Raw genomic sequence first — 12,146 nt, 5'->3', positions numbered from 1 at the left:
TTTATTTTTTGAAAATCGTAATGAAAATACCTGCAAGGCCGATGAGTGTACCTGCTACCGCAAGATAGATGCTTGTGTTCGGGTCCTGACGTGCAATTTTTGCTTTTGTTTCATTGGAAGAAACATAAATTACGTCGCCTTGTTTTAAATAAAAATAAGGAGAATTAACAAAATTAGCATCTAATAAATTCACTCTTTCTTTTGTCGGTTGGCCATCTACGTTCCGAACAATTAAAACATCTTCTCGCTTACCGTACATGGTAAGATCACCTGCAATACCAATGGCGCTTAACAAAGTAGGATTTACTTCCGGCAGCGAGTATTGTCCAGGGCGGGTTACCTCTCCAAGTACAGTAACCTTGAAGTTTGCCAAACGTACCGTTACAGTCGGATTTTTAACGTATGCAGTGATTCGCTGCGTAAGATCGTTTTTTACCTCTTCCAAAGTTTTATTTGTGGTATTGATGGTGCCGAGAATCGGAAAATCAATATCTCCTTCGGAATTAACCAGATAGGTTTTTTCGGTAGAATTTGAGCTTGAAGGTGTCGTAGAAATAGAATTTTGCGAGGAATAATAAGCCTGGTTGAAAGGTTTTACCACCTCCATATTTTTCGCTGTCACAAAAATAACCAGTTGATCACCTTTTTGAACAGTGTTAAGTTGCGAAGATGCAGCAGCAGTAGCAATCTGTTCTGCGTTCTGCATATAATTCAGACCATCTGCTTTATCCCTTGTTTTGCATGAATGTAAAAAGAGTAAAATACCGCTAAATAGCAACCAAAATTTCCTGTTCATCATTAAATTTACCAATTTATGCAAATATACAATTCTAAATTACTTGTCCAATACTTCGTAAATTGAATTATTGCTTTTATAGTCTGGCACAATGTCTTTTAAAATTTGTACAACCTCCACTTTTTCTCTACGCATTGTAGCGCGGATAATTTGGTTTGAAAATCGGTCAATCGTGGCAAATTCCATTGTCGGATCTTTGGAAATCATGATTTTTTCGTGATGCGTCGGCATTGTCTTCGCGTCGTCGCTTAACAGTTCTTCATAAAGTTTTTCGCCCGGTCGTAAACCTGTGTAAATAATTTTAATGTCAATATTTGGCTCATAGCCGGAAAGCTTGATCATTCTGGTTGCTAAATCGATGATTTTTACAGGTTCACCCATGTCGAAAACGAAAATTTCACCACCCTGACCCATCGTTCCAGCCTGTAAAACCAAATCGCAAGCTTCAGGAATCGTCATAAAATAACGCACGATTTCGGGATGTGTGATTGTAACAGGACCACCGTTTTCAATTTGCCTTTTAAAATGTGGGATCACCGACCCGTTCGATCCTAAAACATTACCAAATCTGGTGGTAATAAATTTAGTTTCGTTGTTTTTCGTATTCTGAAGTGCCTGTACCAGCAACTCTGCAGTACGTTTGCTGGCTCCCATCACGTTAGTTGGCTTTACCGCTTTGTCGGTGGAAACCATTACAAAACGGTTCACCTTGTACTGCGAAGCTAAAGTACAAAGGTTTTTTGTTCCTAATATATTTACCAAGATCGCTTCGTGCGGATTCTCTTCAATCAACGGAACATGTTTATACGCCGCCGCGTGATAAACCATTGAAAAATGGTATTTCTGAAACAATGGTTCTATGCGGTGCTTATTCGAAATATCCGCTAATACGAATTTGAAAGCAAGCATCGGATAGGTTTCGCGCATTTCCAGCTCAATTTCATACAAAGGAGTTTCTGCCTGGTCGAGAACTACGATCAGTTCAGGTTCAAACAACGCAACCTGACGCACAATTTCAGTACCGATGGAACCGGCGCCACCTGTTACCAAAATTGTTTTTCCGAAATGTCGTTTTTTTACATCTTCGTTTTCAATTTTTATCGGTTTACGGTTCAGTAAATCTTCAATTTGAAGCGCTTTTAAATTTCCGTCTTCATTGTTTCGGAGCTTTTGTAAAGTCGGCGCTTTAAAAATTTGAAGATCCTTTTCTAAAAACAAATTTACCCAGGAATTCATTTCCACTTTACTGAGCATTTCTTTCATCAGCAAAATACCATCGATAACTAATGCTTGTTTTGTGCTGTTTTCGATGAGGTCACGGCTGTAAATTGGTTTTCCCAAAAGGCTTGCTCTTTTGGAATCGGTACGTTGTGTGACAAAACCCGCAATTTGGTACGGAAGGTTTGGATTGTCCAGAACTGCACGTGCAATTGCAACAGACTGTTCGCTGATGCCAAGCACGAGGATTCGTTTCTTCGTACTGCTACGACGAAACTCCCGAACGATATGAAAGAATTCTTTAACTGATAATCTGAAAAGAAATAGCAGGATAAAAGAACTTGCGGAAAAAAGTACAAGAAACGGAATAGACATATAGATGAGCCGCTGCCCTTCCAGGAGAAAATAGCCGAAAGTAACCAAACCTACTACAAGCGTGGTGGAAAAAATAGCTAAAAAAAGCTTAAATAAATCTATAAAAGTAGAGTGCCGAATAATTCCCGCATAGGTGCGAAACGTAAACATAAAAAAGACGGCAATAGAAATAATGAGCAGGTACATATGTACATCATTATAGAAGACGTCTTCTGCCCCAAAAGTAAGTCGTTCAATTATATAGCACGAAAAATATATGGCTACCGCTAAAATGCAGACGTCCAGAACAAGAATTACCCAGCGGGGTAAATACCTGATATCAGAAATGTTTACTAAGTTGTCTCCGCTGTATATTTTGTCGTGAATGCGTTTACGAATGCTCATTAAGAAAAACAATTAAAAATTTTAAAACCTGGTCGTTTTTTTGATCAGTGAGAAGCTTTGGTTATTAATGTGTTTTTTGGCAATTCTATATAAGTAAATTAAATTGGGAGATTTAAGCAAATATTTGATGAACAACTTGTGCTATCCTATTTCGGTCCGCGTCATTTAAGTTAGACCCGGAAGGTAAACACAGACCATTATTAAATAATTTTTCGGCTAACTGACCCCCAAAATAGGCTTCATCATGAAATATCGGCTGTAAGTGCATCGGCTTCCAAATGGGGCGGGTTTCAATATTTTCCTGCTGGAAGCGGTGCATCATTTCCGCGACCGTTACCGGCGAAGTCGGATTGATTTGTACAACGCTCAGCCAATAGTTCGCGAAATAATCTTCGTTTGGCTCTTCGTGCAGTGTAACGTGAGGATTATCTTTGAAAAGATCCTTATAAAAGGCATGCATGGCACGGCGTTGCGCAACCCTTTCTCCTAAAACCTCCATTTGGCCTCGCCCGATGCCGGCACAGATGTTACTCATGCGGTAGTTGTACCCAATACTCGTATGCTCGTAATGTGGGGCATCATCTTTTGCCTGGGTGGAGAGAAAGACTGCTTTCTTTTTAAATTCCCTATCCTTTAAGGTCAATGCGCCACCACCGGAGGTAGTTATAATTTTATTTCCATTAAAACTGAGTACCCCTAAATCACCAAAGGTACCACATTTCTGATTTTTATACATACTACCAAGTGCTTCGGCGCTGTCTTCAATTACAGGAATGTCATATTTTTTTGAGAGTGCGGTAATTTCATCAACTTTATAAGAAATGCCATACAAAGCAACTGCGATGATCGCTTTCGGCTTTTTGCCTTCGGCGATGCCAAATCTTATTGCTTCTTCAACGGCGTTCGGACAAAGATTCCACGTCTCTTTTTCACTATCCACGAAAATTGGCTTTGCACCGATATAAGCAATAGGGTTAGCTGAAGCGGAAAACGTTAAGCTTTGACATATTACGTAATCGCCTGGTTCAACTCCCAAAAGAATAAGTGATAAATGGAGTGCAGCAGTTCCGGAACTGAGTGCTGCGACATGAAGATCTTGACCTAAAAATTTCTCAAGATCATTTTCCAAACCATTAACATTAGGCCCGAGCGGCGCGATCCAATTCTCAGCGAAAGCGTCTTGTATATATTTCATTTCCCGTCCTCCCATATGGGGAGACGACAGCCAGATTTTTTCTTTCATTTTATAGAATTGCCTGAGGAAGGCTTAAATTCGGTACACGAATTATAAGATAAGGTACATAAAATTCAGGTCTATAAATTAGACCTTTTTTAAATCTTAGATTGGGGAGTTTTTACCAATCTTTTTTGATAAACGATAATCCCAAGGGCGATAACCACTAAGACTGGAATATAATCATCTACAGGTACTGGATTTGGCGGATCCACAGGACCACCACGCTGGACTGCGGCAGCAGCTTTTTCACTTGCTGTAGACGGAAGTTCTGGTTTGTTAGATTTATCGCTACCATTTCCCAAACTTTTGGGATTAGAATATCTATTTGACGAGTTATTGTTGGTATTTTCACCTGCAAAGGGATTTGCACTATCCTGAGCGAAACACCAAACTGATAAAAATAGAGAGAAAATTACAAGTATACTACGCATCATTTTATATTTTTACAAAGATATAACATTTATTTAATTCGGAATGGATTAATTAATATTTTGTAAATTTTTTGTAGATGAGTTGGTATCGATAAGCAGTATATTTTTAAATACTATATCAGAATAAATCTACGTCTCCTTTTTTTCCAATAAAAAAAGGATGAGCTTTCACTCATCCTTTTTATTAATTAAGTAAATAATTATTTTAAAAGCTTTTTAGAAAAACGTCCACCACCTTCTAATTGAGCATTCAAAATATAAGTACCATTTAACAAAGCATCAGCATTGAAACGAATTTCTTTTACATCAGGCTTCTGGGTGATAATTATTCTACCACTCATATCATACAATTCAAATCCTGTGATTTTTTTAGTCGAGACTAGCACAAAATACTGTCCTTCTCTATACAACTGAGTTTCTGCTTTCACAGCTGAACCAACTCCTAAAGCAGTTGCCGTGAATACGATTTCAAACCTGTTTGAATATTCACCTGCACTGGCTTTAAAAGTGTAGTTCCCATCAATAAGGTTTGTTATAATTTTAGTTTCTTTATCTCTCAGGTAAATGTTTTGACCTTTTGCAAACGTTCCTTCTTTGTCATCTAAACCAATTGTGTACACACCAGTTTCGAAATGCGTAGTTCCGATAGCAATAACATCTTCTTTATTTAGAGGATAGCTTCTACCTTGAATTCCTAACTTTTCTTCTCCTAAAATGGAATAAAAAGAATCTGAACCAATTTTTAATAAAGGTGCATCAAAATCCAACTCAAAGTCGTTTGTCGCATTTGGAATATATCCAATTAACACCGTGTTTACATTGTTGGAAGGACTTGTTAAAGTCATCCAAAAACGGTCTTTAGCAGAGGTCGCATTTTTGCTGAAGAAAATACTTTCATCTTTTCCATTTCTAACTGAATTGTTAAATACTAAATCAATCGCCTTCTTTGCCTTAACAATAAAACCCTGACCTACTTTGATGAATTGGGTAGGTTTTGCCCCACCATTTGTAGCCGGAATTCCGCCCGTTCCGTTATAGATCGCATAAGCATTACCAGAATAATTTGAATTTCCATTGGTAGAACCCTGCCTGTTTCGATCAACATTTGTCCAGAAGTAGGCACTTTTTTCGATCGTATCTGCATTTAATGTATACAACTGCTCAAAATCAATATTTGAGGAATAAGGATTTCCCACCAAATTGTAGCCCTGATCTACAGACCCACTATAGGTGACCGGAGAAGTGACAACGCCATTATTCGGAATTCCTGTAAATACTCCTTCAAAGGTTTGTAATGTAGTCGTATAATCTGATGGTGCCATAATGGCATATCCGCGAGCGGGAACAAAATTAACTCCAACAGAAGGAACTGTTACAAATAAATTCTTCGCCTCATCATATTTATAAAATCTTGTACTGTTTGTCTTCGGCGAAAAACCTTTCAATTCCTGACCTATTACCGGACTGCTCCAGTACGTGTAATCATTCTTCTGCATTGGTGAATTACGCTTCACCACAATGTTGCCGGAGTTTGCAGCGTTATTATCAACTTGAATAAAGTTACCATCGCTTTCAACTGTAAAAGAACCATTATTTACCAATTTATGATTTAGCTTGACGATCTTTCCTGCACCTACTACAACAGATCCAGTAGATTGTACTTCACACTCGCAAGCCGTAAGATCTCCTGTAAACACTCCAGCAATAATAGCTTTTTCATTAATGGTTGGAGCTGTTGTCGAAACGCCCGCTGCATTAATCCAGCCCGCTGAAGTATATGTTTTAGTAACCGGCTCTATAAAACTGCCTGTGACCTTCACATTATCAATCAGCCAATATTTTTCACTAGAGGTATTTATAGCTGTAATTCTAAAATCTAGATTATTAAAATTGGTGCTATTTGGGAGAGACAATTCAATCAAATTAAAATTACCTATTTTTATTAATGGTACATTATCTCCATCATAGGTTTCTGTTGCCGTGGCTCCAATGGAAAAGTGATATCGCGAACCGTCGTTATCAGAAACACCGTTTCCTTTAATTACTACCTCACTTGACCAAGTAGTAGTACCAGGCTTACGGACTTCAAGCGTCACCTGATCTGCATTAGTAAATAAGGTTTTTTCTGTCGAGCCGAATGCTGCAAGATTAAAAGATATTTTCCTAGCTGTGGCATTAGACACATTAAGAGGTCCGAAACTTACTGTTTTGGAGCCATTATTTATATACCATGAACTGACGTCAGACGAATATAATGGAAAATCTGTATTATTACCTCCTTTCGCGAACAAACGAAGATCAAGGCTATTTACATTATTAGCATTTTTACTCCATCCTGAGACTACTTTATAATCTGTCGGTGTCGTAGGTAAATTTTGAATTCCACCTTCGAAATTATTTAAATATACTTTCGATACTGATTCTGTAAAGCAGCCTGCACTAGTTGTAGTCTGCGAAAATGTCAGAATCCCCAAAAAAAGGGGAACAATAGAAAATAGTTGTTTTTTAATCATAATTGCAATTTATTAAAACGACTTTACGGTTGAAGGTCGTACATTTGGTTTTTTAAAATTATAAGCAGCAAAAGTACATCTTTTTTTTAAATATTAAAATTTTTAACATAGTGGTTTTCATACTTTAATAAATAGATATAACTTCTACGTAAAGCTCTTCTTTTCCATAATATAGCAACATTTGCAATTACAGTAACGTAGTGTCTTTAAAAATTCGCAATATAATACCATTAAAAAAAGGATGAGCTATTGCCCATCCTTTCTTAAATTATTAAAAAACTAATTATTTGATGATCTTTCTTACAACACGCTCACCACCTTCCAGCTGCACATTCAGGAGATAAGTCCCTTTTAACAACTGATCTGCACCGAAACGAATTTCTTGCGCATTCGATTTCTGATTCATAATCATTCTGCCGCTCATATCATACAGTTCATAAGAAGTAATGCTTTTCCCCGTAGATTTCATGACAAAGTCACCACCATCACGGTACACCTGCACTCCTTTTTTAACATCAGCGCCCACTCCCAGAGCTGTGGCTGAATATACAATTTCGAAACGGTTTGTATATTCACCTGCGGAAGCCGTAAATATATAATCACCTTCACTCAGGTTGGTCAATGTTTTGGCATCTTTATCTTTCAGGTAAATACCTTGTTCACCTGCAAAAACTCCTTCTTTTTCGCTTAGACTGATCGTGTATTTCCCGGTTTCAAAATGCTTGGTTCCCAGCATTACTACATCTTTCGTGTCTAATGGATAGGCACGACCCTGAATTCCCAACTTCTCGTCATCCAGAATACTGTAGAACGAATCAGAACCTATAGCAAATAGTGGTGAATCATAATCCCATTCAAAACCATTGGTTGCATTTTGTACATAGCCTATTAAAATCGTGTTCACATTTTCCGCCGGCGTTTTTAACTTCAACCAAAAACGATCTTTCGCGGCCATTTTGCTGAAGAAATTGGTAGCAGTTGTAACGCGGATCGAGTTCCTGAATATAAGCGGTAATGCAGCAGTTGCTTTTACGATAAATCCTTGACCCAATTTAATAAATTTCGTTGGTACGGGTGATACCATTCCTGGCCCACCATCTGGAGATGTCGCAGCTACACCGCCGACTCCGTTGTAAATCGCATAACCGTTGCCAGCATATGCAGGGTCGCCACCGGTCGTTCCTTTTCTGTAAGGGTCTACGTTTGTCCAGAAATATGCCACTTGATTTATTCGGTCACTATTTAGAGCAAATAATAGATCAAAATCGATATTGGAGGGATAAGGATTTCCAACTAAATTATAACCATTCCCATCATTAGAAAGACTCTTAAAACTTGTAACACTTCCAGTGTTTGGCGCTCCTTTGAAAATACCTTTAAAAGCAACTTTGGTCGTGGTAAAGTCACTTGGCGCCATAATCGCATACCCATTTCCCAAATTGAAAGTCGTTGTTTTAACAACTGTTCCAAACTGATCTGTGGCGGTAATATATTCATAAAATCTACTGGTTGCCGTATTCGGGGAGAAACCCACAAGTGTTTGGGCTATAACTGGGCTACTCCAGTAGGCATAATTGTTTTTAGACATCGTGGCATCGCGATTAACGGTGAAATTAGTATTTCCCGAATAAGTTCCGGCATCCAGTACCTGAATTAAATTCGCATCATTTTTAATGGTTATTCCTGTTCCTGTCCCATTATTTATAAGATTGTTGTTAATTTTTAAATAACTAGTTGCTTCCACATCAATTACACCTGTATTGGTAACATTATTTTTAACATCTACGTAGGCATTGGTAGGCAAAATGAATAAAGTTCCATTATTGTTCACATTATTACTTACATTAAGATGATTACCACCATTAACCGTTAAGGCTTTTCCTGCATTGATGGTACAATTGCAGACATCCATGGATGTTGGAATTATATAATTATCATTAATGACAATGGATTCAAATTTCGGAAGTATAGTCCCACCATCCCAGGCAGTTCCAGTATAAGTACGAACTTTATTAACATCTATCGCAATTGATGCATAATTACTTATATTATCATTTTGTTCAGTAACCCGCAAAGAAAAAATATATGTTCCAGCGGCTGTAAAAGTAACAGAACCTAGATTTTGAGAATTTACACCAGTTCCCGGCGAAGAATTAAAAATAACTCCTGATTGTGGCACAATCCAGTGGTAAGATTTCATACCGTTGGGTCCTCCAGTAATATTTACTGGCATCCCTGTACAAATTGTATAAAAATCTGCCTTAGGTTTAGCAGTAGAAGTTCCAGCTTGGTCTGTGATCATTCTAAATGTACGACCCCCTTGCCCTTGCCCAGAACATGTAGCATATATTGTTTCACCAATATTAAATCTCTGCGAACCGTTGCAGTTAGTGCCATAAGGTTCAGGCACTGTTAACCCTACAGAGCCGTTTAAAACGGCAAGATTTCCATCAGATTTAATACTCATAGTTAAAGGATTAGTCGTATAAACAATCTTTGCTTCTGCGCCGGAAATAATCAGATTTAAAGTGCTTGGAAGCAGTAATTCCGCATTTAACATAATTGTTCCGTTTACAATTAAATTCCCAAAATTTATTGATTTTGGAGTTGCATTAGTTACCGTGGTACCCGCACTTATTGTTACGGTATATGTTGTTGTTGGATTTATACCAGGAGCAGTTAGTGCGCCAGGATATTGCCCTATTATCGCATCTTGCCAACCTGTAGTCGTATACACCTGCCATGTTGAAGGTGAAGTCCACAAATAATTTACAAGTGGTGGTTGCGCAGGTTGAATTTTGGAACGGTAATCACCAATATTTTGTCCAGGAATAAGCGAATAAAATAGCGTGAAAACGAAAGAGAGAAAAAAAATATTCCAACAAGGAAAATCTTTTAGAAAAATAAATTTTGTATTCATAACATTTGTTTTTGTGTAAAACAAATATAATCAATAAAAGTTTCATTTCCATACAATTTTTTTTTTAATAATCAAAATTTTTTAAAACAAATGTTTAGATTACTAAATCCTTTCTAACATTAAAGATCTGTGATCATATACTATATTATGAGTAGTATAATATGCGCTAAAAATAATGATTCATTAATTCTATTATAAAATACATATGTCACAATAGGTTTATAAAAAATAATATTAAAAATTTGAACCACTTTCTAACAAAATTTTACCTATTCAAATTCATTACCTTTAATTATAAACAAAACTGAAAAATTTGCAATTAAAGCACGTTATTTTTCCAATTCAGATTTCAATCATTTAAAACTGAAAAAAAATGGCTTTAAAGCCCGATATTTTTTCAAATTGGTGATTCAATAAATTATACCAGAAAAAAAGACCCTTTAAGCAGGATATTTTTCGAATGGGAAACTTCAATAATTTAAAACTGAAAAAAATGCCCATTAAGCACGATATTTTTACTGAAAACTAAATATTCTAAACTGAAAAAAAATGCTTGAAAAGCGGGAAATTTTTATGCGGTACAGCAAGGTTTTTTTTCATTCAGAAAATTTGGCGCAAATCATGTAATTTTGGAAAAAAATATTTCCATGCTGCTTATCGACTCGCCTTCTACCAATGCATATTTCAACATTGCTTCCGAAGAATATCTGCTCACGCATTTCCCCACGGAAGATATTTTTCTGCTTTATGTGAACGCGCCTTCGATCATCGTGGGAAAATTTCAGAACACCTTGGCGGAAATCAATCTCGATTATGTACGCGAAAAGGAAATTAAAGTCGTGCGGCGCATGTCTGGCGGCGGCACGGTGTATCACGATTTGGGAAATCTGAATTTTTCTTTCCACACGCTTTTGGGTCAGAATGATTTCGGCGATTTTTCGGTTTTTACAAAACCCGTTCTTACCATGCTGAATAAGTTGGGTGTGCCGGCAGAACTGAAAGGGCGAAACGATCTGCTGGTGGACGGCAAGAAATTCAGCGGCAACGCGAAACTTGCAAGACACGGAAAAATGATCCAGCACGGCACCATTTTGCTGGACTCTGAAATGGAAGTTTTAGCCGACGCCCTGAAAGTCAATCCACTGAAATTCATCGATAAAGCCATAAAATCAACGCGGTCGCGCGTGACGAACCTCATTGATTATTTACCAGCAGAAACCACGACCGAGCAATTGAAAGATTGGTTGCGCGAAGAAATCCTGGAAAACAATCCGCAGGCAGAAAAATACACTTTAACGCCGGAAGATATTGCAGGAATTGAAAAACTTCAAAAAGAAAAATACGAGACCTGGGACTGGAATTTTGGTTTTTCGCCGCAGTATAATTTTCAAAAAGCCATTAAGATTCCGGCAGGATTTATTGAAATTCACCTCGATGTGGTGCACGGCATCATTGAAAAAGCCAAGATTTTCGGTGATTTTTTCGCTTCGCATCCTATTGAAGATTTCGAAAGCCAGCTCATAGGCAAAAAGCATGAAATTTCTGAAATTGAAAATCTGCTAAAATCAGTCGATTTAACGGCATATTTCGGTAAAGTGACGGTGGAGGAAATCCGGGAGTTGTTTGTGTGAAATTTTCATTTTGTATTGTAAAATACTTTCATCATTTCATTTTTAAGGAAAAGATGAAATGAAAAAATTTGCCAAAATAAGAGCTAAAATTGCCGGAAAAAAGTTTTCGCGATAATTTTCAAATCACCTAGAAAACTGCGATTGTAATAATATTCCAGATTCATGCGCACTTTGTCCGGAAAAAGTATCGTGTCATTGTAGCGCAAAGCATCTTCATGCTGTGCTAATAGCGCATCTTCATCATAATATTTCAGGCTCGCTTCGGAAGTCAGACCCGGTTTTAATTCTAAAATTTTGCGCTTTTCACCCGTCAAAAAATCATAATAACCCGGAATATCCGGCCGCGGACCTACAAAACTCATATCACCGATCAGAACATTAAAAAGCTGCGGCAGCTCATCGATCTTGGTTTTCCGCAAAAACTCACCGAAAGCTGAAATTGTGTGCGTTTTAGCGTGTATGCTTCGAAGTTTAAAAATCTTGAAAAGTCTACCGTGCTGCCCCACCCTTTGCTGCATAAAAAAACCATTTGAATTCGTATCCCACGCGGCAAGCAGGGCCATCAAAAAAAGAACCGGACTTAAAACCAAAAGTCCGAGGAGAGAAAAAACAAGATCAAAGAGGCGTTTTAGGAGCAAAGA

Annotated in this window: 8 protein-coding genes; 1 reads left to right on the top strand and 7 read right to left on the bottom strand. The window is 37.5% G+C overall.

The window, feature by feature from the left end; translation table 11 throughout:
• Position 1: 1 nt before the first annotated feature.
• The 6 genes from BMZ55_RS10405 to BMZ55_RS10380 all read right to left on the bottom strand — a co-directional run bounded on the left by BMZ55_RS10405 (position 2) and on the right by BMZ55_RS10380 (position 9,874).
• Entirely contained in the window at positions 2-706 is a 705-nt protein-coding gene (locus BMZ55_RS10405) for a polysaccharide biosynthesis/export family protein (protein ID WP_233701940.1), read from the bottom strand.
• Between the two features lie 129 nt (positions 707-835).
• Positions 836-2,773 carry a nucleoside-diphosphate sugar epimerase/dehydratase gene (locus BMZ55_RS10400; protein ID WP_089820286.1) on the bottom strand — a complete coding sequence of 646 codons (1,938 nt, stop codon included), beginning with the start codon at positions 2,771-2,773 and terminating at the stop codon, positions 836-838.
• A gap of 112 nt (positions 2,774-2,885) precedes the next feature.
• Positions 2,886-4,016, bottom strand: coding sequence for a DegT/DnrJ/EryC1/StrS family aminotransferase (locus BMZ55_RS10395; RefSeq protein ID WP_089820285.1), 1,131 nt, complete (start codon positions 4,014-4,016; stop codon positions 2,886-2,888).
• A gap of 89 nt (positions 4,017-4,105) precedes the next feature.
• Positions 4,106-4,444 carry a hypothetical protein gene (locus BMZ55_RS10390; protein WP_089820284.1) on the bottom strand — a complete coding sequence of 113 codons (339 nt, stop codon included), beginning with the start codon at positions 4,442-4,444 and terminating at the stop codon, positions 4,106-4,108.
• Positions 4,445-4,641: 197 nt separating this feature from the next.
• The gene (locus BMZ55_RS10385; RefSeq protein ID WP_089820283.1) at positions 4,642-6,954 is read right to left on the bottom strand and encodes a T9SS type A sorting domain-containing protein; all 2,313 of its coding nucleotides are present in this window, start codon (positions 6,952-6,954) and stop codon (positions 4,642-4,644) included.
• 283 nt (positions 6,955-7,237) lie between these two features.
• Complete coding sequence (locus BMZ55_RS10380; RefSeq protein WP_089820282.1) at positions 7,238-9,874, bottom strand: T9SS type A sorting domain-containing protein; 2,637 nt, start codon at positions 9,872-9,874, stop codon at positions 7,238-7,240.
• Between the two features lie 647 nt (positions 9,875-10,521).
• Between BMZ55_RS10380 and BMZ55_RS10375 the strand changes: the two genes are divergently transcribed.
• Complete coding sequence (locus BMZ55_RS10375; RefSeq protein ID WP_089820352.1) at positions 10,522-11,505, top strand: lipoate--protein ligase; 984 nt, start codon at positions 10,522-10,524, stop codon at positions 11,503-11,505.
• Between the two features lie 83 nt (positions 11,506-11,588).
• Here the strand turns inward: BMZ55_RS10375 and BMZ55_RS10370 are convergent, their stop codons facing one another.
• Entirely contained in the window at positions 11,589-12,143 is a 555-nt protein-coding gene (locus tag BMZ55_RS10370) for a sugar transferase (RefSeq protein ID WP_089820281.1), read from the bottom strand.
• Positions 12,144-12,146 lie beyond the last annotated feature (3 nt).

It is taken from the genome of Kaistella treverensis (assembly GCF_900114045.1).
Taxonomy (GTDB): Bacteria; Bacteroidota; Bacteroidia; order Flavobacteriales; family Weeksellaceae; genus Kaistella; species Kaistella treverensis.
The sequence above is the reverse complement of the archived record's forward strand: the minus strand, read 5'-3'. Positions and strand labels throughout refer to the sequence as shown.